Below are 24438 nucleotides of genomic sequence, written 5' to 3'. Positions count from 1 at the left end.
CCTGCGGGCTGGCATTAATGCTATTTAAATCGACTCCCGGCCGATTTGACATTCGCTGCTACCTGCAAGTCCAATGACTCTGGCTACAGATCATTAGGTTAGCGTCTTTATGGTGCGAAGAACAAGAGCTGGCGCACAGGGATACCCGTGCCGGATCAAACAAAAGACTGATTCTACTGGTAAAGCGTTAGTCGTTTCGCTGTTTTGCTCATCTTACGACAAAAATGGCATGGTAAAAAACTTGCTGCTGGCTGAATCTGAATAATAGATATGCCGTACAGCGTAATGGCCATCCGGCATATTTATTGGGACTTAATTGATTATAGCAGGTTACCTTTCGGCACGTTTTTAGCGCTAGCAGCTTTGGCCTGAGGGGATATTTTTCGGCCCTTTACGGGTTTTATATGGCTATAAATCAGGGCGACCACAAAGAACAGTGCCTGAATAATGACAATACAAGGACCCGTGGCACCATCAATATGGAAACTGATTAAGGTGCCCAGCACACAGGCCACCACTGACACCAGTGTGGCAACAATCAGCATTTGATCAAAACTACGGCAAACCATAAAGGCGATAATACCGGGGGCGATTAACATGGCGATAACCAGAATAACCCCAACCGCCTGTAATGATGCCACGATGGTCAATGCCAGCAGGCAAAGTAAGCCATAGTGCAGCAATTTGACCGGCAGCCCAATCACCCTGGCATGGTTTGGATCAAAGCAGTAGAGCATGAAGTCTTTACGCTTTAATAGCACCACCAACAGAGTGAAGCCGGCAATCCACAATGTCTGTTTCAGTTCCGCTAATGAAATACCCAGCATATTGCCGAATAAAATATGGCTGAGGTGCTGGTCTGTATCCATGCGGGAAAATAGCACCAGGCCAAATGCGAACATACCGGAGAACACAATCCCCATAACGGTATCTTCTTTGACCCGGCTATTATCTTTTAAATAACCGGTGGCAATCGCGCAGAATATACCCGAGACAAAGGCACCGATAACCAGCGGAATACCGAGCCAAAAGGCCAGCACAATGCCTGGTAGCACGGCATGAGAGATAGCATCCCCCATTAATGACCAGCCTTTTAACACCAGATAACAAGACAAGACTGCACACACCACACCGGTAATAATCGCGGCCACTATCGCCCGTTGCATAAAGGGGTAGGCGAAGGGTTCGCTGACCAGACTAAACAATGTATTCATACATTATCCTCTGGCAGATGGGGTAATGGGTGGCGGCGTTTTTGCCGTGAACGAAAACGGGTCGCCAGTAATCCGTGTTTCGGCGCGAAGAAAAAGGCTAAGAGGAAGACCAGTGTTTGTAAGGTCACAATGACCCCGCCTGTTGCGCCGTCCAGATAGAAGCTGAGATAAGCACCAAAAGCACTGGTAAAGGCACCAATGGCAATCGCTATCATCAGTAAACGGCTGAAACGGTCCGTGAGTAGGTAAGCGGTCGCCCCGGGGGTCACCACCATGGCAATGACTAAGATCGCGCCAACAGTCTGTAAAGCCGCGACAGTACAGGCGCTTAACAGGGTGAAGAACAAAATTTTCAGGCGCAGGGGTGAGAGTCCTATCGACATGGCGTGGCTTTCATCGAAAAACACCGCCAGCAAGTCTTTCCAGATCAGACATAGAATCACAAACGAAACCAAAATTATGATCTCTACCTGCAATACATCTTCGTCTGCTATCCCCAGAATATTACCGAAAATGATCGACTGGACATTGACCGAGGTAGGGTTGAGCGAAACAATTAATAAGCCAACAGCAAAAAAGGTCGAGAAGATGAAACCAATGATGGCATCTTCACGCAGACGAGTGATATGGCGCACTAATGTCATCGCCAATGCGGCGAGCATGCCGGTAAAGAATGCACCAGCGGCATAAGGTAGCCCAAGAGCATAAGCGCCAGCGACCCCCGGAACGACGGAGTGCGATAGCGCATCCCCCATTAGCGACCAACCTTTCAGCATCAGATATGCTGATAAGAATGCGCAGACGGCACCGACAATCGCACTGACCCAGATAGCCTTGACCATGTAATTGTAGTTAAACGGTTGCAGTAACAGTTCCAGCATCAGGGATTATTCTCCTTTGACTGACTCTGTGCCGGCGGGTCATTCTTGGTGTGACCATAAAATACCGCAGGACGTTCATCATCGGTAATGACCGTGACGGTGCGTGGGTCATTATCATCGTGCAGTGCCGTACCGGAGAGATTGATATGGCGCAGAACACCACCAAAAGTCATTTCGAGATTCTTTTGGGTAAAGGTGGTTTCGGTCGGCCCGGCGGCTAGCACGGTTTGGTTAATCAGAATCACGTGGTCACAAAATTCTGGCACGCTACCGAGATTATGTGTGGAAACCAGAATCAGATGGCCTTCATCACGCAGTGCCCGCAATAAATCTATAATGGCATTTTCTGTTTTGACGTCAACGCCGGTGAACGGCTCGTCCAATAACAAGACTGAACCTTGCTGTGCCAACGCGCGGGCCAGAAACACCCGTTTCTTTTGCCCCCCCGATAGCTCACCGATCTGACGTGACCGTAATGCCGTCAAGCCGACTCTCTCAATGGCTTTATCGACAATGGTTTTATCTTCACGGCTCGGGATGCGCAGAAAATTCATTTTGCCATAACGGCCCATCATGACCACGTCTTCCACCAACACTGGGAAGTTCCAGTCGACATCTTCGGTCTGCGGCACGTAAGCGATGGTATTTTGTTTTAAGGCATGGCTGATGGGTTTATGACTCAGCTCCACTTTCCCGATACTGGGTTTAACTAACCCCATAATACTTTTAAACAGTGTCGACTTACCGCTACCATTCACACCGACCAAGGCGCAAATTGTGCCACCGGTCAGTGAGAAACTGGCGTCATAGATAGCAGTATGCCCGTTGTTATAAGTGACAGTGACATTATCCACTACCAGCTCCGGGCGGACAAAAACAGCATGGCTCATTGACCAAATCCTTTCGCGATAGTTTGTACAGTGGCGTTAATCAGATCGATATAAGTGGGGACCGGCCCCTTTTCATTCGACAGAGAATCTACATATAACACACCACCATATTGTGCACCGGTTTCTTTGCTAACTTGTTTCGCCGGTTTATCGGAAATAGTACTTTCACTGAATATCACCGGGATTTTATTTGCGCGCATGGTATCAATCACGTGGCGCACTTGTTGCGGGGAACCTTGCTCTTCCGCATTAATTGGCCACAAGTAAACTTCTTTAAAACCATAATCTTTTGCCAGATAACTGAAGGCACCTTCACTGGTCACCAGCCACCGTTGCTGTGCGGGGATGCGAGATAAACGTTCACGCAACGGGGCATCCAAGGCGGCAATTTTTTCAGCATAAGCTTTGGCATTACGATTATAGGTTTCAGCATGGGTGGGATCGTGCTCCACCAGTGCTTTACGAATATTCTCAATATAGATTAAAGCGTTTGATGGTGACATCCAGGCATGTGGATTCGGAATACCTTTATATGGCCCCTCACGGATAGGCAGGGGGGTGATGCCATCTGTAACCACAGCCGAAGGGACATCTTTAATATTTTCAAAGAAACGCTCAAACCAGCGCTCCAGGTTCATCCCATTCCAGAGAATCAAGTCTGCTGATTGTGCCTTCACGATATCTCGTGGCGTGGGCTGATAGTCGTGAATTTCTGCGCCGGGTTTGGTGATTGACTCAACAATGGCAGCATCACCGGCGACATTCTGCGCAATATCTTGAATAATTGTGAATGTAGTCACAATTTTGAATTTTTTATCAGAGTCGCTGGGTTTATTTTCTGCCAAGGCTGAGTTGCTGATCATCGAGGAGAATGCAACAAGAGCCAATAGGATAATGGCAGATAAAAAACGGGGTGTAATACGGCTAATTGAGTGCAGGTAGGGTATTTTTTGCTTAGTAAACATGGCGATGTTCCCTTTCTTTAAATGAAAATGATTATCAATATCATTAGCGATGAAGTCAAGCCTTGCCATACAATAAACTAAAACTTACCGATAGTTACTGAATATAGCCTGATCATTATGTTGATAATGGTCAAACTAGGCCAAAAAATCTATTTGGACGAGGTGACAACTTGTATATGCTACAAAACGGCTTATCAGCACGGGGAATACTGTGAATCCAAAAGTCGGTTGCCTAATGGCAATTTTATTGCTGGCGGGGTGTGCTAAACAAACTCCGTCACCACAAGCAAATAACGGGTGGCTGAAGAAAGCGCCACAGGGTGGTTTCCTTAACGCACCGAAAAGCAGCGGCGGTTCAAGTACAGTTGCCTATAGCGATGTAATTAAACAAGCAGCCAGCCATTACGGCGTTGATGAAACGTTGATTAAAGCCATTATTCAGGTGGAGTCTGGTTACAATCCTGATGTGGTGAGCACCTCGAATGCTGTGGGTTTGATGCAGATTAAAGCCTCTACCGCTGGTCGAGATGCCTACCGGATGAAAGGGCGTGATGGTCAACCGAGTTCAGGTGAATTAAAAGATCCGGTGAAGAATATTGATATTGGCGCGGCGTATATCAATATTTTGCAAAACCAGCAGTTAGCGGGGATAAGTGATCCGCAAACATTGCGTTATGCCACCATCGTTTCTTATGCCAATGGTGCGGGGGCGATGCTACGGACTTTTTCATCAGATAAACGTCTGGCAGTAAATAAAATAAATAGTCTTAGCCCGAACGAGTTTTATCAGCATATACAAAAGAAACATCCGGCCGCACAAGCCCCACGCTATTTGTGGAAAGTAGATACCGCGTACCGGGCAATGTCAGAGTAATATTAAAACGCTAACCGATGTAGTCTTATAGGCGCCGTAACTGTTATCAGTATAAACATCGGCTAGCGTTTCCCTCTTCAATCTCACTCTTGGTTATGCAAGTGCTGGATGGTAGTTGGCAATAATGTCCAGGATGCCGTTTATAATAAATTGTACGCCCATACACACCAGCAAGAATCCCATCAAGCGTGAAATAGCTTCAATGCCGCTTTTGCCCACCCAGCGCATAATGGCCCCGGAACTGAGCAGTGAACCCCATAAAATCAATGAAACACAAAGAAAAATCAGTACTGGGGCAACCGTAACGACCCATGGGCTGAATACGGTATGGCCTTTCATTGATGCGGCAGAACTGATTATCATGGCAATAGTACCTGGCCCAGCGGTACTTGGCATCGCCAGTGGTACAAAAGCGATATTGATAGATTTTCGCTTCTTTAAATCCTGCGATTTTGCTTCTAATTGCGTATCTTCAGCGGATTGCTGCGGAAAAAGCATACGAAAACCGATAAACGCCACAATTAGCCCACCGGCAATCCGCAAACCGGGAATCGATATGCCGAAGGTATTCATCACAACCTGACCGGCATAATAAGCGATGGTCATAATAAAGAAGACATAGATTGATGCCATCTTCGACTGATGATTGCGCTCTTCGCTGGTCATATTGCCAGATAACCCGAGTAATAGGGCCACTGTTGTTAACGGGTTTGCCAGTGGCAGCAGTAATACCAAGCCTAAACCAATGGCTTTACATAATTCGAAAACACTTTGCATCAGTCTTGCTCCGAAAATAACATCAAACGCACCCGATGAAAGTAGAGCATATCAGGCAATTAATTGCATATCGGGCCAATATACCCGCACAGAGTATTATTACTCAGTTTGCCACTCTACGCGATACGTCAGGCAAAAGGCTATCGGGGATTAACTCATGGCGGGGGAATCACTGATAAGTGAAAGGGTTGAGTGAATAAATACAGCCAACGTCACTGCAACTTATATGTGATATAGATCAAATCTCTGGCGAGCAACAGTTGGTTCAATAGGGTAGATCCAGAATAATCATGTCAGCATTAATTTCTGCAAGGAATACGGTTTTGTGCATTTGTGATATCAGCGTTGAAGACGAATATACTCGTCAGCCACTATCGGCTTCTGCCGCGTGGGTGTTAGATACGCAAGCCGCGCGTGCGCGTGGTCGGTTACGTTTTTTAAAACCTAAGCGTGAAGCCCGGCCGCGTTGGCGTTTAGCCCCCCTGAAAGATACTTACGAAATTCGTTTTTATCCTAACCGTCTGCCAGAACTCTGGTTCTTCAGTGCGGAGAATGCGGCCAGAAAACGGCTCTGATAGTTAAATGTGGAGTAAGCTGATATGGCCTTTAACGCCGATGAACGCAATGCGCTGTTAGCCGTCAAAGGGGTCGGGCCAACGGTAGTCACCCGCCTGGAACAACTCGGTTTTACCTCCCTTGCGCAACTCAGTCAGGCGGATATGGGTGAAATTGTCACCAGTGCCGCGGCCATGGTGGGTTCTACTTGTTGGAAAAATAGCCCGCAAGCGCGCTCAGCGATTCAAGCTGCCATAGCGTTGGCTAAAACGCACACATCTGAGTGAGCCCGTTGTAGCCACCTCCCGTCTGGGCCTCTCTTCATGAGGTCAGCTATCTGCTTCGCTCACAGCACTTATTGCTTCTGCTGGGGCTTCTCTGAATATGGCAGCAGTAAGTCATCCAGTATTTGCATTCTTTCTGCTACCGGAAGATATAACCAACGCGTAAACCAAGGTGTTTTGGCGGTGCATTGCTGGTGTGTTTGTTGGAAGTAGCGTTCGAGATCCGACAGATCGTCTGTAATCTTTTGCATTATATTTCTCCCCTCGTTGACCGGTGAACAAATCATAGGCAACAAAATACGGAAGAAAAACGGATGGAAAGTATTATTTTGTTCCGTATTTATCATTGTCAGGGCAAAAGCTAAACAGTGAGAGATGCACGGTAGGGGGCGGTTGCGCGTTTTTGGCGCGAGAAATGGTGGATAGCGACCAAATAAAACGCCCCGATTGCATGAACAATCGGGGCGGCGTTCCAGTAACCATTGCTACACGGAAACGGAAATTGATTATGAGCACATCCTGTAGAAATAGCAATACACCCAGCGCTACTCAAAAGCAATAGATCATAATGTAAATCATTGTTGGTGGTGATAAACACCTTTACACACCGAATGTCAGCCGTCTCTGTAGGTTTTTTGTTCCCAATTCGTTTCTTTGCCAATACCCTAATGCAGCCAACGTTAAATTAGGGGGTGAGTCCCCCTTGTTGCATTCGTTGTTCAATCCAGCGGCGAGCCTGAACAATTTCCGCCACCGGTTCCTCTGCTTTCTCCGTCCACATTTCAATCAGGAATGCGCCGCGATAATTGAGTTGATTAAGTGTCTTAAAAACATTGACGAAATCCACGCATCCTTCACCAAAAGGCACATCACGAAATTGCCCTGGTGACTGGTCAGTGACTGGATAAGTATCTTTCAGATGAATGGCTGCAATACGGTCAATTCCTATCGATAACTCATTACTGACATCATTACCCCAGGCACTCAGGTTGCCGACATCAGGATAAACCGTGAACCACGGTGAAGCGAGGCAGTTATCCCAGACCTTCCATTTACTGATTGAATTGATAAACGGCGTGTCCATTATTTCGACCGCCAACATAACCTGCGCGGCGGCTGCCTGTTGCACCGCCCATTGCAGCCCTTCGGTAAAGCGCCTTAGAGTGCCAGCATCCTGCTCTTCGTAATAGACATCATAGCCCGCCAACTGAATGGTGCGGATACCCACGTCTTTCGCCAATTGAATCGCTTGTTGCATCAAAAGGTAGGCCTGCTTTCTCAGCTCGTCATCATGGCTGCCAAAAGGGAAACGGCGATGAGCCGACAAGCACATGGAAGGGATTGCAATCCCGGTTTCTAACATGGCATCAACCAGAGATAAACGCTGTGCTTTGCTCCAACTGAGCCGCGCTAACCTTTCATCTGTTTCATCGATAGACATTTCAACAAAATCAAAACCACATGCTTTGGCTAAGGCTAAACGCTCAGGCCAGCTCAAGTGCTTAGGCAATGCTTTTTCATAAATACCTAATGGATGTTGGCGCATATTATTTCCCCCAAATAGCGTCAATGGCATGGTGAAACGCGGTGGCGGTAGCTACGGGATGTTCGGCTTCAGACAGTGCACGGCCGACAATAAAGGCACGTACCGCAATGGTGTGGAAGAGGGGTAAATCAGCAGGAGTGATACCGCCGGTAACCGACAGTTCGATTCCTAAGTCGGACAGTGCCTGCATCCTCTCTAGATCAGCCTGACTCCAGCTTTGTCCGCAGGCTTGAGCATCGCGGCCACGATGATAAATGGCTTGAGTTAACCCTAAGTCACGCCAGTTTTTAGCGTCATTTAGCGTCCAGTGGCCAAACAGTTCTATCTGGATATCGCCATCATGTTGCTTTGCCACCTCCAATGCGGCTGCCATGGTGGCGAGAGGGGCTGCGCAAATCACCGTCATCCAGTTTGCGCCGGCAAAAAATGCTTGCTGCGCCAGTGTGGCGCCCGCGTCAGCCACTTTAAGATCAGCAACCAGCGTATGTTGTGGATACCGCTGACGTAGAGTTTTGACCGCCTGAATACCTTCACTGATACACAGGATGGTACCGGCCTCGATGATATCGACATGGCGGTGCAGCAACGCGGTGGTCGCCAATGCGGCATCAAGCCGGGTATGGTCCAGTGCGAGTTGTAATTGCGGCCTGAGGTGCTGAGTTGTCATAGTATCAATGTCCTAAATAGAGTCGGTGCCGCAACCTTGCCTGAGCAATAGAAGCTCATTGCAAAGTGCCAAGAGCAGCAACCAGTGCCTGATAGCGGAGATATTTATTCTGATATGCCTGTCGGGCGTGCTGATCGGGTTGCAGAGTATGCAGTTGCGGGGTTAAGGCCTGCTGAGCATCACTGAAATCGACAAAGCGCCCCGTGCCGACCATTGCCGCCAGTGATGCGCCCAGGCAGCCAGTCTCCTCAACTTGCGGCAGCTCTACCGGTAACCCGCTGATGTCGGCAAACATCTGCATCCATTGCCGTGATTGAGCCGGTCCGCCGGTAATCCGTAGTGCGCTGACGGACGAAAAACGTTTCAGCATTCGGTTGAGGTGGGTCATATGGCTGAATACCACCCCTTCGTAGATGGCTTGCACCAGATGTTGGCGCTGGTGGAAAGATTGCATGCCATAAAATCCGGCACACATCCCTAATCCAGCGTTGGAGCCATATAAAAACGGCACAAACAGTAGCTGGCTACCAGCTTTGGGTAACTGTGCTACCCATTGATTAAGCTGTTGGTAGTCTGTTTTCCCGCCCTCAGCACCAAACCATTGGTGGGTAAACCACTCCAGATTGGCCGCAGAGGTCGGGCTGGCTTCATGCACAATATATTTACCTGCTTCGGCATAACGGCCATAAACAAAGGGATATTCAACATCAGCTTTAAGCTGGTCGGTGATTCCCGAGGTCACCGACCAGGTCCCCATCACTGCATTTAATCGGCTTTCATCCTTCAGGCCAGCACAGAGGGCGGTAGAGACCACATCAAACAAACCGCCGACAACGGGGAGGCCAACCGGCAGACCGGTGGCATTGGCGGCAGCCTGAGTGATGGTGCCGACAATTTGTGCCGAAGCCACAATCGGTGGCAGGGCCGCCATAACTTCAGGGATACCTAGCAGTTGTGCCAGTGCGGGTTGATAGCCACCTTCGGCCATCGGATAGAGATTAGATTCTGAGATATTGGTCTCTTCGCAACCTAATTGGTCGGTCAGGCAGTAACGCAAATAGTCGTGGGCCATCAGAATGCTGCCAATCTGCTCATAACGGCCGGGTTGATGTTCTTTCAACCAGCGCAGCAAGGACACCGGGTGCCCGGTCCACAATGTTTGGCGGGTGATTGGATAGAGCATTTGTGGGATGCCATCTCGTTGCCACTGTTTAACCAATGACAGCGCCCGTTGGTCAGAGGATAATATGGCATTGCCTAATGGCTCACCTTTTTTATCAAGTAAAAACAGTCCCTTACCTTGAGCGGAAATGCCCACGCCCTGAATATTGCTGGAGGGAATCGTGTGGCGGGCTAACAGTTGGCGAATCACCGCACTCATTGCCTGCCATAGCACAGTCATATCACGCTCAGCCCATCCCGGCTGGGGGCTGATAATGGCTAAATTTTGCCGCGCGATCCCGCATTCGTTACCGTCTCGGTCATACAGACCCGCTTTAATAAAGGTGCCGCCACAATCGATACCCAACCAATATTCCATTTCAGCCTCCGGTCAGCTTTTTTGTCTATTTTGGGCAGCAACAGTGCCAATAAGGAGGCGACAGCTAGTGATATAAATATCAAATATATTTATATAAAGAGACGTCTTTCCTATTTATTATTAATGTTTAAATTTAATGGTAATTAATTTTTCATCCGAGATTATTCCGTTGGATATTTATTTAACTCTCGAGGTTAATCCATTGGCTAAATATTTTAAGGACTCACGGTCCTTAATTCTCCTTCAAGATGAAAATAAGTATCCAACTGAATTTTATTGATTTTAATTACATTGATAAGATTTTTTTCCAAACCTGGTCATTAATGGGAATACCATCGCGCTGATTTTCCGCTTTAACGCGAGGGAATTTATGCCCTGGTAGACGAATAGCGACATCAGGGTTATCGCGCTCAGCTTGAGTGACATAATCACAAATGCGTTTTAATTTTTCATCGCGAGTTTTGCCATCAATCAGACGGTCGATTTCAATGGCAATAAACACTTGTGAGATACAGAATTCATCTGATTTGTCTTGCGTGACTTCGGCAACGGATAAACCGCCAGAGAGCAGGGTGGCAATCATATCCAGCACAATGGATAAACCAGAACCTTTCCAATAGCCCATTGGCAGAATGCGCCGGTTTTCCTCAATAATGGCCGGATCCCGCGTGAGATTGCCGTCATTATCGAAACCACCATCCACGGGCAATGTATTGCCCGCCAATCGGTTAACTTCCAGCATGCCATAAGAGAACATCGACATAGACATATCGACCATAGTGATGGTTTCACCGGGAACGGCAATGATCAGAGGATTGGTGCCGATACGGCACTCTTTGGCTCCCCACGGCGGCATTACAGCAATTGAGTTTGTCCAGCAGATGCCAATATAACCTTGTTCTGCCGCTTGCCAGCCGTAGGCACCACCGCGCATCCAATGGTTAGCATTGCGCAAGGCCACCACCCCAATACCATGCTGATCCGCTAATACCATGGCACGATCCATCATTTGTTTGGCGGTTAAATTGCCAATAGCCTGATGAGCATCCCATTGCTCGATAGCCCCGAGTGCTAATGCTTTGGTTGGAATAGCATCAGGCACGATATCACCGGCTTCCAATTGTTGAATAAAACGTGGGAATCGATTTACGCCGTGGGAATAAACACCGTATTCAGTGGATTGCGCAAACATCTCGGCACAAGCATCAGCGGTAACTTCACTCACTTTTCGCGCCAATAGTACCCGTTTAAACTCTGCCTTTAACTGCTGGTAACTGACTCTCATTGCGCGCTCCCCTGAATAATTTAAAAATTGAAGTGTATTTTTTTGATGCGCTAAATTTCAATATGCGAAATCACATTTCAAATTAATGCTATACCTCCACAGAAGTGAAGTCAAAGCAGTACCGTAGTTAAATATTATTTAAAAACAATTAGTTATATTGTTTTTAGTCAAAATGTGATCACCACCTCGTTTTGTTGATTATTCAGGCAGTGCAGCGCACAGATACGACGTGGCCGTGCGCAGGATAATCCTGTTTTATTATGGGGTTACGAGGGTAAGTGCCGGATGAATCCGGCATGGATAGGGGGCTGGGTTATGGGTTTTTCTCAGCCATAAGTATTCACTCTGATGCGATACAGTGAAGTACCGGCAGTGATATAAAGTTCATCACCGTTCGGTCCGCCGAAAGTGCAATTTGATACCCGCTCAGGAACTGAAATCTTACCCAGTAATGTTGCTTGTGGGGTAAAAACCAGCACACCATCCGCACAACTGCAAAATAGATTGCCCGCATGATCGACACAGAATCCATCAGGGAAGCCCGGTGATATTTCTGCAAAAATATGGCCATCACCCAGTTGTAACCCAATTACGGGGTAAACCCGCAACTGCCGCCGGCCGAGGGTGGGGAAATCGACAATTGACATATCCGCCACATACAGCAGTTGTTCATCTGGCGAAAAAGCCAGCCCGTTTGGGCGCTGTAAGTCACAGGCCGCGATACGTAGTGCGCTATCTTTAGGATCGAAACAGTACAAGTAGCAGCCAATAACCTGACTTTCTGATTTATAGCCCTCGTCGTCGCCGGTAATGCCATAAGGCGGATCGGTAAACCATAAGGTACCGTCTGATTTCACTACAATGTCGTTGGGCGAGTTAAAACGCTTGCCGTCGATACGATCAACCAATAGCGTGATATTGCCTTGTATATCAGTCTGGCTGATACCGCGTCGGCCATGCTCACAACTGACAATCGAGCCATTAGCCATACGGGCATTACCATTAGCAAAGTTGGACGGTGACCGGTAGAGGCTGAGTTCGCCGTCGCGACACCAGCGAAACATCCGGTTCCCTTTTACATCACTGAATACCACGGCATTTTCTTGTGGTAACCAGACCGGCCCTTCCGCCCAGATAGCCGGGGAGCATAAACATTCCAGTGGGCTATCGGCGGCCAACACCGCCGATAATTCATCGATACCTGTCTCAGCCAGCGTTAACATGGTCATGGTTGCTGCCTCCGACGGCGTATTTACGCCTGACTTATTTCACGCCCCAAATAGCTTTATAATGACCCTGATAATCGTTCTGTGGGTCAAACATCTGTTTATCACCCCCGTCGCTGCTTATGTTGTCGCGGGTAACCAAATGAGCAGGAGTCACGTAGCCAGAGGGGGGCTGTTTGGCGAATGCACGGTTAAATTCATCCAGTAGTTGCCAGCCATGCAGTTTCAACGGCTCCGGCACCGTAGCTGACTGGCTGTCGCCAGAGCGGATGCGTTGATAGGCAGAAATAGAGCCATCCCCCGCCGAAATATTGTAAGGCGCGTTGTTGCCACCTTTACCCGCCGTTTTCAGGGCAGGGGCCATAAAATCAAAGTAGAGGTCGTTAATTGCTAAAGCGTATTGGAAGTTATCACCGTATTTTTGTAACAGGCTGAAGGTCATTGCTGGCATACGGTTGGCGGTATCTGCCAACGGGGTATCAATAAATTCAATCACCTGGCATCCGGTGCATTTCTCAATGGTTTGTTTCATCACATTGGCTTTGTCCAACGCGATTTGATACAACGAATCAGTGAAAATCAGGACCTTGGCCTGACCTTCTGATTTTGCTACGGCATACAGTGCAGCAATACGGGCTACATCATTGGAGTCGGAGGTAACATTATAAAAAATATTGTAATTCTTCACCGGACCCGGCTCTGGGACGGCATGCCAGGCGGTCAGCACAATACCTTGTGCAATGGCTTTTTTGAGTGGTATTTTCGCGACATTGGGATTCCAACCACCGATAACAATACCGTCAGGTTTTTGTGCAATCGCCTGATTTAATGATGATAACTGATCTTTAACCGAGCCTCCGCCATCAAGCGTTTCCAGCTTCCAGCCAGCGGCTTTGGCCGCTTGTGATAAGCCTTCTTGTACTCCTTGCACGCCGCCGTTTTTCATATCAGAAGCAATAAAAATAATATGCTTATTGGGTTGCAGTGCTGGGCCACTGGTGGGGCCATCCCATTCAGTCACCGTTGATGTGGCCTTACTGACTGCGGCCTTGGCTTCATCAAGATAGCTGTCAGCCCAGCCGGGTAATGCAGTGGCAAATACCGTGGTAAAAAGTAAGCCCTGTAGTAACAAATTGCGTTTCATATTCTGTTCCTTGGTGAGGTTAAGAATTTGTAGCTTTTTTAGTGTTGCCCGGCGTTTGGCTGGGCTTGACGGCTTTTTGATTCAATAATCTGCGCCGTTGGGCATAACCGGCTAAGGTGATGGAAAGCAGCAATGTGGCACCGTTAAACAAGGGTTCAACCCAGAACTCGCCACCGAATTGCTGAATACCTGCAATACCAATTGCCAGAATCGCAATCCCTACTACCGTTCCCCACACATTGACCCGGCCTGGGCGGATGGTAGTACTGCCGAGGAAGGCACCGACCAGTGCCGGTAACAGATAGTCCATACCGACACTGGCCTGGCCAACCCCTTGCTCCGAGGCGATGAGCACACCACTGAATCCTGTCAACACGCTGGAGGTGATAAATGCGCCGACAGTAAAACGGTTGACCGAAATCCCGTTAAGCCGAGCGGCTGCGGGATTCCCACCCACGGCATACATACAGCGGCCAAGCGGGGTATGTTCGGTAATGAGCCACAGCACCACAGCGATAATCAATACATAGAATGCAACAATAGGAATGCCGAATATCTCGGTATGGTGCAGCGCAATAAAAGCATCAGGAAGATCACCGACTATCTGACGGCCACCTGAGTGCCATAACGCGATGGCGTAAAGCACTGTGCCGGAGCCTAAGGTCGCCACAAAGCTATCAATGTCGGCTAATGCCACCAATATGCCGTTTAATAGCCCGTAAAGTGCTGAAATTATCAATACGGTTATGACGGCAGCCTGCCAGGAAAAACCGTATTGCACTTGCAGGGTTATCGCCAGAATGTGCCAGAGCACAATACCGAAACCGACGTTTAAATCGATCTTGCCGACAATCATCGGAATAGTGGCGGCCAGTGCCAGCAAAGCAATTTTTGATTTACTGGACAAAATAGCTTGCAAAGTGAGCATGGAAGCAAACGACGGGGTGGTCAGTGAGAACACCAGCACCAATAAAATACACAATAATAGTAAGCCGTAGCGCGTCATGGCCTGCATGGACCAGGCACCGAAACCGTGTTCACTCAGGCTGACTCGTTGTTCAAGCGCTGTCGATTTTATGGATGTTTTAGACATAACACTCTCCGAAACCTGAGCACCACAATGACACCGCGAGGGGCGATGTAACCATTAGCACAGGTCACTGTTTTAAACGGATGTAACTTCCCCGGTGCTGGCAGACGCCAACTCCAATAAATTAGCGAACGAGACCTGCTGGTTACGCAGTTCACCAACCACTTCGCCACGGTTAAACACCAATGCCCGATTACAGATATGCGCGATCTCCTCTAAATCATTGGAAATCACCAAAACCGCCACACCTTCTGCTAATGATTTGTTTAATAAGTGATAAATTTCAGCACGTGCACCAACATCCACGCCGGCGGTGGGATCTTCAAGGATCAGTAATGGTGCGCCCAGGTGCATCCAGCGTGCCATAACCACTTTTTGTTGGTTACCGCCGGAAAGGGCGCTGATATCGATATTGACGTCTTTAGGTCGGACATCGAATAACTGCACTTTCCACCAACTTTCCCCCATTTCGCTGCGGGTGCTATAACGGGAAAGTAATTTGTGACCGCTGGCAATTGGGTTAATGAATAGGTTTTCGCGCACCGACATCGACATCACCAGACTTTCACCGGTGCGATCACCGGCCACCAGGGAAACACCTGCTGCCATAGCTTGCTGCGGTGAGGCGGCGGTATAGGGGCGGTCGCGGAAAATAATTTCACCCTGATCACAATGGCGTAAACCAAATAGCAGGCGGCCTAACTCTTCTTGGCCCGCCCCTCTTAGCCCCGCTAGTGCCAGCATTTCGCCTGGTTGCAGGCTGAAAGTAACCGGGCCAATCTCACCTACCACCACCGCGTTAAGCTGTAATACAGGTTTACTGGCTTCAGGTAACGGTTCACGCTGGGAGTCGCCCATGGCTTCACCAACAATCATTTGCACCAGATCACGCAATGAGTAATCGGCGGTATTCCCACCCGCAACATAGCGCCCATCGCGCATCACACACACCCGGTCGGCAATTTCAATCACTTCATCCAAACGATGAGTGACATAAATCATGCCAACCTGTTTATCCCTCAGGCGGTTAATCACTTCAAATAAATGGCGGACATCGTTGGCGGGTAGAGAGGCGGTCGGCTCATCCAACACCAGTAGTTCGGCATTAACCGCAACGGCGCGGGCAATGGCCAATAATGACTTTTCAGTGCGCGACAGTTCAAACACGCGCGCATCAGGTGAGAGGTCAATGCCGATATCCTGCAAAGCCCGACGGGCTTGCTGGCGAATAGCGGACCAATTAATCAGACCGAATCGACGCGGAAACCCCATCACCAACGCCATATTTTCGGCAACGGTCATCCAGTCAATTAGCCCTAAATCCTGATGGATAAAAGCAATAGGCTGACGAGTATCACTTTTAATTTCTGCGGCAGAACGTATGTTATTCCCCTGGAACAGGATATCGCCACTGTCCCGTGGGTAGACGCCCGCCAATACTTTGATTAGAGTAGATTTTCCTGCGCCGTTTTCGCCGAGCAATGCCAGTACTTCGCCCGGCATAACATCAAGACTGACATCGTTGACCGCAATATTGCTGCCAAATCCTTTGATGATATGGCGCATCGAGAGAATGGGTTGGCCCAATTCAGTGGTATTCATCAGTGTGACGCCCCTTATCCGGTGAATGTCTTGAGTGAAAGCATTCGCGATTTAGTGGTTATCGAGCATAAACTAGACTTTACATTTCAATATACGAAATCTGATTTCAAAAATCATATGCTGATATCTTCGCTAAAGCAAAAGAAGTGATGAATTAAGTTGCTATAAAAAACAAGCAGTTATTTATTTGTTTATGGAAATGTGACGAACTACGCACTTCTTATGTTGGATAAATGTTGCGAGATACGGCGCCAGGGATGATAACGAAACACTGTTTCGTGCTTCACACAGACTGCGGCTTTGGAGTACCATTTCATGCTAAACAACAAGGATATCGTCTATGGCCCTTACACTCACAGATGACAAGAAAGATAAGCCGTTAGGCAGCCAAAGTCTGTTCCGCGGGCTGCAACTGATTGAGATATTAAGTAATTACCCTAATGGCTGCCCATTGGCGCATTTATCTGAATTGGCCGGGATGAACAAAAGTACCGTTCATCGGTTATTGCAGGGGCTACATACCTGTGGCTATGTCACTCAGGCGCCTTCTCCAGGCAGTTATCGGCTGACAACCAAGTTCATCTCAATTGGCCAAAAAGCACTGTCATCACTGAATATTATCCATGTCGCGGCCCCACATTTAGAACAACTCAATCTTGAACTTGGTGAGACAGTCAATTTTTCAACCCGCGAAGATGACCACGTTATCCTGATTTATAAGTTAGAACCTACCACCGGCATGATGCGCACCCGCGCTTATATCGGGCAGCATATGCCACTGTACTGCTCGGCGATGGGTAAGATATTTATGGCGTACGGTAAAAGTGACTATCCAGATGATTATTGGCAGAGCCATCAGCATGAGATTCAGCCGCTGACGCACAATACCATCACCGAATTACCCAAAATGTACCAGGAACTGGCAGATATTCGTCAAGCAGGGCTGGCGATGGATCGTGAAGAGAATGAGCTAGGTGTATCTTGTGTGGCGGCTCCTGTTTTTGATATTCAGCAACGGGTACCGTACTCCGTTTCAGTTTCCCTGCCCACAGCCAAACTGCAACAGGTGGGGGTAAAAACCCTGATTAAACCTATTCTGGCTACGGCCCAGCGTATTTCGCAGGAATTGGGGTTTGTGACACCGTAACATATAATTTGTCTGTATGGAGTATTCCAGTGGTCGGGATAGCCCTCATCTCAGTTGTTTGTCTTTAGCTATTATCGAAATCCCTAATTCTAAAACAGACACATTTTTTATCAGCAGAACGCGTTTTAGTCATTGGGAGCACGGTATGGTTGGCCCATTTATTAACAGTGCAGGCATTATCCTGGGGGGGATAGTTGGCGTATTACTCGCGCGTCATGTCCCTAAGCGTTTACAGGAAGGGTTACCGGCTACGTTTGCGCTAGCTTCTATCTCCATCGGTATTGTGATGGTGGTAAAAGTACATTTTATGCCAGCGGTTATTTTGGCGTTGATTATCGGGACAGCCGTGGGGGAGTTATTATCCCTTGAGCAAGGGGTAAAATGGGGGGCAAATAAAACCCGTATAATGTTGGAACGAGTTATTCCATCACGCAGTACATTGCCGCCTCAGGAGTTTGCGCAGAGTTTCACCGCGATGATTGTGCTGTTTTGTGCTAGTGGACTGGGCGTTGTCGGTTCGTTGACTGAAGGCATTACTGGTGATTTTCAACTGCTATTTGTCAAAGCGTTAATGGACTTCTTCACCGCGCTGATATTCTCCATCTCGCTCGGTATCGCGCTGGTGGCTATTGCTGTGCCGCAATTGTTGATCCAAATTGCATTGGTTTTGTTGGCTAAACTCATCATGCCGTATATGGATGATATTGCCTTTGCTGATTTTTCCGCCTGCGGTGGGATTATTATGATTGCAGTGGGGTTACGTATTGCACAAATTAAAATATTCGCGGTGGTGAATTTCCTGCCCGCGCTATTGTTTGTGGTACCCATATCCTATTTATGGCGCTACTTGATGGGATAATCTGTGGAGCGGAAAGATGATTTCTAAAACGGTAGGCTTCTCTGCACAGATTTATCATTGAAGCGACCGTTTCAGATTTATTTAGTTGACTGTTTTAATTGGTTATTTTTTTAATTAGCCAATTTTCCGACACAAAAACTTACCCTTAATCACGCCATCAAAAAAACGACCTTTCGAAACCACGGACATAAAATTCTGATGAACGCGCTCCGGGACGCCAAGATATTGATAAATCCCTTGTTCGCGAAATTGTATCTCCAGCATGCGATTTTCAGGATCATAACCAATCGACAGAATTCTGGAAGATGTAACAGGTTGTCGCTGCACTAGTTGACCCTCAGTTGTACGGTATTGATATTATAGTGATCGTAGAGCAGTTTGAGCTTGATAACTTTGTCGGTGATCATTATCACCGTTTGGCTGTAGTATTAATAGATTATTCGCTAGGTATTATTCTATCCGTGACGACCGATTGCGGAGCTACACCCTCTTTATTGGCATTGGGTCGATCACGCCAGGAGCGGATTGAACTGCCATTCTAAATACAAAAACCGGACGTAATTGCCCGGTCTATTCATCACTCTTCTGGGATGCTGGCTTAAGGCTGAAACCAATCATCAGCACTTTCCCATGTTTCTTGTAAAATCTCTTCTACTGCTTTCTTATCATCTGGCGCACCACCTAGAACTGATAGACCATCAGCGCCCGCAAACCTTACTTTCACATCAATATCGTCAAATTTCCTCCCAAGCCGCTTATCCAACTCTTCAGTGAGTGCGTCGGTGTATCCTGCCGGGAATTTATTGATATTAAGCTTATCTATTGTCACTTCGATACGTAGCATGATGTTGCCCTTAACTGTGATAGCCGTTGCTAGTGTGGCTGGTCGTTCCCCGATTCGATGTAGTCTACGCGTTTTTGTCATGCCCTAATCAGTTCTTTAGTCGCAATATGGCAAATTCGCCGAGGGTAACGTCGACAGCAACATCGCTGAGTGAAGTGACCAATTATCAGATAATTATCACTCTTTAACGGGGCAGGGATGCCTGATAAAGAAATCATTCTGAGTGGATAAACCAATAATGAGGATGTTAGTATGGTTCGTCCGTTATAGCGTCACACCCTATGTGCAAAACAAGTTGTGTACATATGAGTGTATATATCAGGCAAAGTAAAGTCGGATAGCGTTTATAACATATTGATTTTAAATAGTATTAGACTTTTGCATGTGATCTGTCGTGTGGGTCACCACTGTAGATAAGGAATTAGAATGCCCGTTATTACCCTTCCTGACGGCAGTCAGCGTCATTTCGATCACGCCGTTTCTGCTCTCGATGTTGCCTTGGATATCGGCCCTGGTTTGGCAAAAGCCTGTATTGCTGGTCGAGTTAATGGCGAACTGGTCGATGCCAGAGACTTGATCGAATCTGATGCCCAACTGGCTATTATCACCACCAAAGATGCTGAAGGTCTGGAGATTCTCCGCCACTCTTGTGCACACTTATTGGGGCACGCAATCAAGCAACTTTGGCCTGATACCAAAATGGCCATCGGCCCGGTTATCGACAACGGTTTCTATTACGATGTAGATATCGACCGCACCTTGACGCAGGAAGATCTGGATCTGCTGGAGAAGCGGATGCATGAACTTGCCGATAAAGATTACGATGTAATCAAGAAGAAAGTCAGTTGGCAAGAAGCCCGCGACACTTTTGCTGCTCGTGGTGAAGATTATAAAGTGGCGATTCTCGATGAGAATATTAGCCGCGATGATCATCCTGGTTTGTATCACCATGAAGAATACGTTGATATGTGCCGTGGCCCGCACGTACCGAATATGCGTTTCTGCCATCACTTTAAATTGCAGAAAACATCCGGTGCTTATTGGCGTGGCGATAGCAAAAATAAAATGCTGCAACGTATTTATGGCACGGCTTGGGGTGATAAGAAGCAACTAAATGCTTATCTGCAACGTCTGGAAGAAGCGGGCAAACGCGACCATCGTAAGATTGGTAAGCAATTGGACCTTTACCACATGCAGGAAGAAGCACCAGGTATGGTGTTCTGGCATAACGACGGTTGGACTATCTTCCGTGAACTGGAAACTTTTGTGCGGACCAAGCTCAAAGAGTACCAGTATCAGGAAGTGAAAGGGCCGTTTATGATGGACCGCGTACTGTGGGAAAAGACCGGACATTGGGAAAACTATGCTGAGCATATGTTCACCACATCGTCTGAAAACCGCGAGTATTGCATCAAACCAATGAACTGCCCAGGGCACGTGCAGATTTTCAACCAAGGGTTGAAATCATACCGTGACTTGCCATTGCGTATGGCTGAGTTTGGTAGCTGCCACCGTAATGAGCCTTCAGGCGCACTGCATGGTTTAATGCGTGTCCGTGGTTTCACTCAGGATGATGCACACATTTTCTGTACCGAAGAGCAGGTTCGCGATGAAGTGAATAGCTGTATTAAGATGGTGTACGACATGTACAGCACTTTTGGCTTCGAGAAAATTGTGGTTAAGCTGTCTACCCGCCCTGAAAAACGGATTGGGAGTGATGATCTGTGGACTCGTGCCGAAGATGATTTGGCCGCTGCGCTGACTGAAAATGGTATTCCATTTGATTATCAGCCGGGTGAGGGAGCGTTTTACGGTCCGAAAATTGAGTTTACCTTGCATGATTGTTTGGATCGCGCGTGGCAGTGTGGTACCGTACAGCTCGATTTCTCATTACCGGGCCGCTTAAGTGCGTCTTACATCGGCGAAAATAACGATCGTCAGGTGCCAGTAATGATTCACCGGGCTATTTTGGGGTCAATGGAGCGCTTCATCGGTATTTTAACCGAAGAGTATGCAGGCTTCTTCCCAACGTGGTTAGCTCCGGTACAAGTCGTGGTGATGAATATCACCGATAGTCAGTCTGATTATGTCCAACAAGTGACCAAAAAACTGCAAGATGCAGGGATTAGGGCAAAAGCGGACTTGAGAAATGAGAAGATTGGCTTTAAAATTCGTGAACATACGTTGCGTCGGGTTCCATATATGTTGGTCTGTGGCGATAAAGAGGTCGAATCAGGCAAAATTGCCGTTCGTACCCGCCGTGGTAAAGACTTAGGAAGCTTGGACGTCAACGTGGTCGTAGACCAGCTGCTAGCAGAAATTCGCAGCCGTAGTCTTCATCAACTGGAGGAATAAAGTATTAAAGGCGGAAAACGAGTTCAACCGGCGCGTCCTAATCGCATCAACAAAGAGATTCGCGCCACAGAAGTTCGCTTAACAGGCGTCGATGGTGAGCAGATTGGCATTGTCAGTCTGAATGAAGCTCTTGAAAAAGCTGAGGAAGCTGGTGTTGATTTAGTAGAAATCAGTCCGAATGCCGAGCCGCCGGTTTGCCGAATCATGGATTACGGCAAATTCCTCTATGAGAAGAGCAAGTCGACAAAAGAACAGAAGAAGAAGCAAAAAGTCATACAGGTCAAGGAAATCAAATTCCGTCCTGGTACCGATGATGGCGACTATCAGGTCAAACTACGCAACCTGATTCGCTTTCTGGAAGATGGCGATAAAGCCAAAATCACCCTGCGATTCCGTGGGCGTGAAATGGCGCACCAGCAGATCGGCATGGAAGTCCTTAACCGTGTCAAAAAAGATCTGACTGAAGATTCTGATTTGGCTGTCGTGGAGTCTTTCCCGACTCGTATCGAAGGCCGTCAGATGATCATGGTGCTCGCACCTAAGAAGAGACAGTAAGGCACTCAAGTAATAGGCCTCTTTCTGCTTGCAGAGTAGGGGTCTGTTCGCCTAGCTAGCTCGTTGTAATTAACAATGCGAAGTGGATATATTCAATGCCAAAAATTAAGACAGTACGCGGCGCCGCTAAGCGCTTTAAAAAAACCGGTGCCGGTGGTTTTAAGCGTAAGCATGCCAACCTGCGTCATATTTTGACCAAAAAAGCTACTAAGCGTAAACGTCATTTACGTCCAAAAGGCATGGTATCTAAGAACGATCTAGGTTTGGTCGTAGCATGTCTGCCATACGCATAAGTAATTTTGGTTTGAATTAAGACGATAGGAGAAGTAAATGGCTCGCGTAAAACGTGGTGTGGTAGCTCGTGCACGTCACAAAAAAATATTAAAGCAGGCGAAAGGTTACTACGGTGCCCGTTCGCGCGTTTATCGTGTTGCTTTCCAGGCAGTAATCAAGGCAGGCCAATACGCCTACCGTGACCGCCGTCAACGGAAGCGTCAATTCCGCCAACTGTGGATTGCACGTATCAACGCAGCTGCTCGTCAGAATGGTCTGTCTTACAGCCGTTTCATCAATGGTCTGAAAAAGGCTTCTGTTGAGATCGACCGTAAGATCCTGGCTGACATCGCAGTATTCGATAAAGTGGCATTCTCTGCACTGGTCGAAAAAGCGAAAGTAGCTCTGGCGTAAGTCAGAATTGAAGAGGGAGCTTGTCTCCCTCTTTTAATCTTTATCTTCTTGGTAAGAAGGTTTTTTGTATGATACACGCAGTTAATTTTCGCTTCTTTTTTTACTTTAGCGCCTGATTTCAGGAGGCTTGCGCGTAAGAATAGAAACGAAAAATAGCGCCTAAGCCTCCCATCGTGGAGGCTTTTTTGTTTTTACTCTACGGCACTTACCGTGACTAGAGTGCAGATATCACTAATAGTGATATCTTGCTGATTTTGTGTAAAAAATTTATTTCAGTTATCGGGGTTTAACTCATTATATATATCCAAAGTTATTGGAGTTGCAGGTAGGCAGCAAGCGAGTAAATCCCGATGAGCTTACATAGGTAAGTGATTCGGGTGAGTGAGCGTAGCTAACACTCCAGCAGCTTCAAGAACAAAGGATATAACTACAAGCGGGCCATACTGGCCAGAGGAAGAGAGAACAATGCCACATCTCGCAGAGCTGGTTGCCAAAGCTAAAGCAGCCGTAGAAGATGCCCAAGATGTTGCCGCGTTGGATTTGGTACGCGTCGAATATCTAGGTAAAAAAGGCCATTTGACCCTTCAAATGACATCACTGCGCGAGCTGCCAGCTGAAGAGCGCCCGGCAGCGGGGGCCGTTATCAATCAGGCCAAGCAGGAAGTACAAGAAGCGCTTAATGCACGCAAGGACAAGCTGGAATCAGCGGTCATGAATGCCCGATTGGCAGCCGAAACCATTGATGTCTCTCTACCGGGGCGTCGTATGGAAAATGGTGGGTTGCATCCGGTTACCCGCACTATCGATCGTATCGAAACGTTCTTTGGTGAGTTGGGCTTTTCCGTTGAGTCTGGCCCGGAAATTGAAGATGACTATCATAACTTCGATGCATTGAATATTCCGGCTCATCACCCAGCGCGTGCTGACCACGACACCTTCTGGTTTGATACTACCCGGTTGCTGCGCACGCAGACCTCGGGCGTGCAAATTCGCACCATGAAAACCCAGCAGCCACCTATTCGAATTATCGTGCCGGGCCGTGTGTATCGTAATGATTACGACCAAACGCACACTCCAATGTTCCATCAAATGGAAGGGCTGATTGTTGACCGTGATATCAGCTTCACCAATTTGAAAGGCACCTTGCATGACTTCTTGCGTAATTTCTTCGAAGAAGATTTGCAAATTCGTTTCCGCCCTTCCTATTTTCCGTTTACCGAACCGTCCGCTGAAGTGGATGTGATGGGTAAAAATGGTAAATGGCTTGAAGTGCTTGGTTGCGGCATGGTGCATCCAAATGTATTGCGAAACGTCGGTATTGATCCTGATATTTATTCAGGTTTTGCATTCGGTATGGGGATGGAACGCTTAACTATGTTGCGTTACGGCGTCACCGATTTGCGGGCATTCTTCGAAAATGATCTGCGTTTCCTCAAACAGTTTAAGTAAGG

General features: G+C 47.7%; 26 protein-coding genes and 1 other annotated feature. Of the genes, 10 read left to right on the top strand and 16 right to left on the bottom strand.

What is annotated here, in order from left to right:
• Positions 1-320: 320 nt before the first annotated feature.
• The 4 genes from yfeD to yfeA are packed head-to-tail and all read right to left on the bottom strand — an operon-like array spanning position 321 to position 3950.
• Positions 321-1214 (bottom strand): iron/manganese ABC transporter permease subunit YfeD, encoded by an 894-nt coding sequence (gene yfeD / locus Q2T71_RS11485; protein ID WP_372559162.1) that lies wholly within the window; start codon positions 1212-1214, stop codon positions 321-323.
• Entirely contained in the window at positions 1211-2095 is an 885-nt protein-coding gene (gene yfeC / locus Q2T71_RS11480) for an iron/manganese ABC transporter permease subunit YfeC (protein WP_083158679.1), read from the bottom strand. The genes yfeD and yfeC overlap by 4 nt, the downstream gene beginning before the upstream one ends.
• Positions 2095-2985, bottom strand: coding sequence for an iron/manganese ABC transporter ATP-binding protein YfeB (yfeB, locus tag Q2T71_RS11475; protein ID WP_372559161.1), 891 nt, complete (start codon positions 2983-2985; stop codon positions 2095-2097). Before yfeB ends, yfeC begins: the two co-directional genes overlap by 1 nt.
• Positions 2982-3950 (bottom strand): iron/manganese ABC transporter substrate-binding protein YfeA, encoded by a 969-nt coding sequence (yfeA, locus tag Q2T71_RS11470; protein ID WP_372559160.1) that lies wholly within the window; start codon positions 3948-3950, stop codon positions 2982-2984. The genes yfeB and yfeA overlap by 4 nt, the downstream gene beginning before the upstream one ends.
• A gap of 211 nt (positions 3951-4161) precedes the next feature.
• Between yfeA and Q2T71_RS11465 the strand changes: the two genes are divergently transcribed.
• Positions 4162-4824, top strand: coding sequence for a transglycosylase SLT domain-containing protein (locus Q2T71_RS11465; RefSeq protein ID WP_083158682.1), 663 nt, complete (start codon positions 4162-4164; stop codon positions 4822-4824).
• 93 nt (positions 4825-4917) lie between these two features.
• Here Q2T71_RS11465 and Q2T71_RS11460 read toward each other — a convergent pair whose 3' ends face one another.
• Positions 4918-5601, bottom strand: coding sequence for a MarC family NAAT transporter (locus Q2T71_RS11460; RefSeq protein WP_372559159.1), 684 nt, complete (start codon positions 5599-5601; stop codon positions 4918-4920).
• 323 nt (positions 5602-5924) lie between these two features.
• Between Q2T71_RS11460 and Q2T71_RS11455 the strand changes: the two genes are divergently transcribed.
• Together Q2T71_RS11455 and Q2T71_RS11450 are read left to right on the top strand one after the other, a co-directional pair.
• On the top strand, positions 5925-6176 hold the full coding sequence (locus Q2T71_RS11455) for a hypothetical protein (RefSeq protein WP_005182880.1): 252 nt from the start codon (positions 5925-5927) through the stop codon (positions 6174-6176).
• 24 nt (positions 6177-6200) lie between these two features.
• Positions 6201-6443: a helix-hairpin-helix domain-containing protein gene (locus Q2T71_RS11450; RefSeq protein WP_372559158.1), complete on the top strand. Its 243-nt coding sequence runs from the start codon at positions 6201-6203 to the stop codon at positions 6441-6443.
• Positions 6444-6511: 68 nt separating this feature from the next.
• On the opposite strand, the gene Q2T71_RS11445 is transcribed toward Q2T71_RS11450, so the two are convergent.
• From Q2T71_RS11445 to Q2T71_RS11405, 9 genes are all read right to left on the bottom strand, one after another.
• A complete protein-coding gene (locus Q2T71_RS11445) occupies positions 6512-6691 on the bottom strand; it encodes a hypothetical protein (protein WP_083163601.1) in 180 nt (59 codons plus the stop codon).
• A gap of 434 nt (positions 6692-7125) precedes the next feature.
• The gene (locus tag Q2T71_RS11440) at positions 7126-7986 is read right to left on the bottom strand and encodes an L-ribulose-5-phosphate 3-epimerase (RefSeq protein WP_372559157.1); all 861 of its coding nucleotides are present in this window, start codon (positions 7984-7986) and stop codon (positions 7126-7128) included.
• Between the two features lies 1 nt (position 7987).
• Positions 7988-8653: a 3-keto-L-gulonate-6-phosphate decarboxylase UlaD gene (gene ulaD / locus Q2T71_RS11435; protein WP_372559156.1), complete on the bottom strand. Its 666-nt coding sequence runs from the start codon at positions 8651-8653 to the stop codon at positions 7988-7990.
• A gap of 55 nt (positions 8654-8708) precedes the next feature.
• Positions 8709-10193 carry an FGGY-family carbohydrate kinase gene (locus Q2T71_RS11430; RefSeq protein ID WP_372559155.1) on the bottom strand — a complete coding sequence of 495 codons (1485 nt, stop codon included), beginning with the start codon at positions 10191-10193 and terminating at the stop codon, positions 8709-8711.
• Between the two features lie 286 nt (positions 10194-10479).
• Positions 10480-11478 carry a 3-dehydro-L-gulonate 2-dehydrogenase gene (gene yiaK, locus Q2T71_RS11425; RefSeq protein ID WP_372559154.1) on the bottom strand — a complete coding sequence of 333 codons (999 nt, stop codon included), beginning with the start codon at positions 11476-11478 and terminating at the stop codon, positions 10480-10482.
• 326 nt (positions 11479-11804) lie between these two features.
• Positions 11805-12707, bottom strand: a complete 903-nt coding sequence (locus Q2T71_RS11420) for an SMP-30/gluconolactonase/LRE family protein (RefSeq protein ID WP_372559153.1) — start codon at positions 12705-12707, stop codon at positions 11805-11807.
• A gap of 34 nt (positions 12708-12741) precedes the next feature.
• Positions 12742-13848 carry a substrate-binding domain-containing protein gene (locus tag Q2T71_RS11415; protein ID WP_372559152.1) on the bottom strand — a complete coding sequence of 369 codons (1107 nt, stop codon included), beginning with the start codon at positions 13846-13848 and terminating at the stop codon, positions 12742-12744.
• A 19-nt stretch (positions 13849-13867) separates the two neighbouring features.
• Positions 13868-14941 (bottom strand): ABC transporter permease, encoded by a 1074-nt coding sequence (locus tag Q2T71_RS11410; RefSeq protein ID WP_372559151.1) that lies wholly within the window; start codon positions 14939-14941, stop codon positions 13868-13870.
• Positions 14942-15013: 72 nt separating this feature from the next.
• Positions 15014-16540, bottom strand: a complete 1527-nt coding sequence (locus Q2T71_RS11405; RefSeq protein ID WP_372559150.1) for a sugar ABC transporter ATP-binding protein — start codon at positions 16538-16540, stop codon at positions 15014-15016.
• A gap of 340 nt (positions 16541-16880) precedes the next feature.
• On the opposite strand from Q2T71_RS11405, the gene Q2T71_RS11400 reads away from it, so the two are divergent.
• Both Q2T71_RS11400 and Q2T71_RS11395 read left to right on the top strand, forming a co-directional pair.
• The gene (locus Q2T71_RS11400; RefSeq protein WP_372559149.1) at positions 16881-17687 is read left to right on the top strand and encodes an IclR family transcriptional regulator; all 807 of its coding nucleotides are present in this window, start codon (positions 16881-16883) and stop codon (positions 17685-17687) included.
• 145 nt (positions 17688-17832) lie between these two features.
• Positions 17833-18546 carry a DUF554 domain-containing protein gene (locus tag Q2T71_RS11395; RefSeq protein WP_083163605.1) on the top strand — a complete coding sequence of 238 codons (714 nt, stop codon included), beginning with the start codon at positions 17833-17835 and terminating at the stop codon, positions 18544-18546.
• A gap of 114 nt (positions 18547-18660) precedes the next feature.
• On the opposite strand, the gene Q2T71_RS11390 is transcribed toward Q2T71_RS11395, so the two are convergent.
• Positions 18661-18873, bottom strand: coding sequence for a KTSC domain-containing protein (locus Q2T71_RS11390; RefSeq protein ID WP_005161573.1), 213 nt, complete (start codon positions 18871-18873; stop codon positions 18661-18663).
• Positions 18874-19144: 271 nt separating this feature from the next.
• The gene (locus tag Q2T71_RS11385; protein WP_372559148.1) at positions 19145-19390 is read right to left on the bottom strand and encodes a DinI-like family protein; all 246 of its coding nucleotides are present in this window, start codon (positions 19388-19390) and stop codon (positions 19145-19147) included.
• Positions 19391-19816: 426 nt separating this feature from the next.
• Between Q2T71_RS11385 and thrS the strand changes: the two genes are divergently transcribed.
• From thrS to pheS, 5 genes are all read left to right on the top strand, one after another.
• Positions 19817-21745 (top strand): threonine--tRNA ligase, encoded by a 1929-nt coding sequence (gene thrS, locus Q2T71_RS11380; protein WP_083158695.1) that lies wholly within the window; start codon positions 19817-19819, stop codon positions 21743-21745.
• A gap of 3 nt (positions 21746-21748) precedes the next feature.
• Complete coding sequence (gene infC, locus Q2T71_RS11375; RefSeq protein WP_011816226.1) at positions 21749-22300, top strand: translation initiation factor IF-3; 552 nt, start codon at positions 21749-21751, stop codon at positions 22298-22300.
• 95 nt (positions 22301-22395) lie between these two features.
• Positions 22396-22593 carry a 50S ribosomal protein L35 gene (gene rpmI / locus Q2T71_RS11370; protein ID WP_004713020.1) on the top strand — a complete coding sequence of 66 codons (198 nt, stop codon included), beginning with the start codon at positions 22396-22398 and terminating at the stop codon, positions 22591-22593.
• 37 nt (positions 22594-22630) lie between these two features.
• A complete protein-coding gene (gene rplT, locus Q2T71_RS11365) occupies positions 22631-22987 on the top strand; it encodes a 50S ribosomal protein L20 (RefSeq protein ID WP_004706556.1) in 357 nt (118 codons plus the stop codon).
• Positions 22988-23054: 67 nt separating this feature from the next.
• Positions 23055-23177: a sequence feature (Phe leader region), on the top strand.
• 275 nt (positions 23178-23452) lie between these two features.
• The gene (gene pheS / locus Q2T71_RS11360; RefSeq protein WP_372559147.1) at positions 23453-24436 is read left to right on the top strand and encodes a phenylalanine--tRNA ligase subunit alpha; all 984 of its coding nucleotides are present in this window, start codon (positions 23453-23455) and stop codon (positions 24434-24436) included.
• The last annotated feature ends 2 nt before the right edge of the window (positions 24437-24438 follow it).

The organism is Yersinia sp. 1652 StPb PI (genome assembly GCF_041538345.1).
Taxonomy (GTDB): domain Bacteria; phylum Pseudomonadota; class Gammaproteobacteria; order Enterobacterales; family Enterobacteriaceae; genus Yersinia; species Yersinia enterocolitica_E.
Note: the sequence above shows the minus strand (reverse complement) of the source record. Positions and strands in the feature narration are given on the sequence as shown.

What these genes read in the sequence shown, in the direction of transcription:
- pheS (WP_372559147.1), top strand. Translation starts at nt 23,453, where the DNA reads ATGCCACATCTCGCAGAGCTGGTTGCCAAAGCTAAAGCAGCCGTAGAA.
- Q2T71_RS11385 (WP_372559148.1), bottom strand. Translation starts at nt 19,390, where the DNA reads ATGCTACGTATCGAAGTGACAATAGATAAGCTTAATATCAATAAATTC.
- thrS (WP_083158695.1), top strand. Translation starts at nt 19,817, where the DNA reads ATGCCCGTTATTACCCTTCCTGACGGCAGTCAGCGTCATTTCGATCAC.
- rpmI (WP_004713020.1), top strand. Translation starts at nt 22,396, where the DNA reads ATGCCAAAAATTAAGACAGTACGCGGCGCCGCTAAGCGCTTTAAAAAA.
- Q2T71_RS11415 (WP_372559152.1), bottom strand. Translation starts at nt 13,848, where the DNA reads ATGAAACGCAATTTGTTACTACAGGGCTTACTTTTTACCACGGTATTT.
- yfeB (WP_372559161.1), bottom strand. Translation starts at nt 2,985, where the DNA reads ATGAGCCATGCTGTTTTTGTCCGCCCGGAGCTGGTAGTGGATAATGTC.
- Q2T71_RS11410 (WP_372559151.1), bottom strand. Translation starts at nt 14,941, where the DNA reads ATGTCTAAAACATCCATAAAATCGACAGCGCTTGAACAACGAGTCAGC.
- Q2T71_RS11450 (WP_372559158.1), top strand. Translation starts at nt 6,201, where the DNA reads ATGGCCTTTAACGCCGATGAACGCAATGCGCTGTTAGCCGTCAAAGGG.
- Q2T71_RS11420 (WP_372559153.1), bottom strand. Translation starts at nt 12,707, where the DNA reads ATGACCATGTTAACGCTGGCTGAGACAGGTATCGATGAATTATCGGCG.
- Q2T71_RS11395 (WP_083163605.1), top strand. Translation starts at nt 17,833, where the DNA reads ATGGTTGGCCCATTTATTAACAGTGCAGGCATTATCCTGGGGGGGATA.
- ulaD (WP_372559156.1), bottom strand. Translation starts at nt 8,653, where the DNA reads ATGACAACTCAGCACCTCAGGCCGCAATTACAACTCGCACTGGACCAT.
- yfeD (WP_372559162.1), bottom strand. Translation starts at nt 1,214, where the DNA reads ATGAATACATTGTTTAGTCTGGTCAGCGAACCCTTCGCCTACCCCTTT.
- Q2T71_RS11405 (WP_372559150.1), bottom strand. Translation starts at nt 16,540, where the DNA reads ATGAATACCACTGAATTGGGCCAACCCATTCTCTCGATGCGCCATATC.
- yiaK (WP_372559154.1), bottom strand. Translation starts at nt 11,478, where the DNA reads ATGAGAGTCAGTTACCAGCAGTTAAAGGCAGAGTTTAAACGGGTACTA.
- Q2T71_RS11445 (WP_083163601.1), bottom strand. Translation starts at nt 6,691, where the DNA reads ATGCAAAAGATTACAGACGATCTGTCGGATCTCGAACGCTACTTCCAA.
- Q2T71_RS11430 (WP_372559155.1), bottom strand. Translation starts at nt 10,193, where the DNA reads ATGGAATATTGGTTGGGTATCGATTGTGGCGGCACCTTTATTAAAGCG.
- yfeA (WP_372559160.1), bottom strand. Translation starts at nt 3,950, where the DNA reads ATGTTTACTAAGCAAAAAATACCCTACCTGCACTCAATTAGCCGTATT.
- Q2T71_RS11460 (WP_372559159.1), bottom strand. Translation starts at nt 5,601, where the DNA reads ATGCAAAGTGTTTTCGAATTATGTAAAGCCATTGGTTTAGGCTTGGTA.
- yfeC (WP_083158679.1), bottom strand. Translation starts at nt 2,095, where the DNA reads ATGCTGGAACTGTTACTGCAACCGTTTAACTACAATTACATGGTCAAG.
- Q2T71_RS11400 (WP_372559149.1), top strand. Translation starts at nt 16,881, where the DNA reads ATGGCCCTTACACTCACAGATGACAAGAAAGATAAGCCGTTAGGCAGC.
- Q2T71_RS11440 (WP_372559157.1), bottom strand. Translation starts at nt 7,986, where the DNA reads ATGCGCCAACATCCATTAGGTATTTATGAAAAAGCATTGCCTAAGCAC.
- rplT (WP_004706556.1), top strand. Translation starts at nt 22,631, where the DNA reads ATGGCTCGCGTAAAACGTGGTGTGGTAGCTCGTGCACGTCACAAAAAA.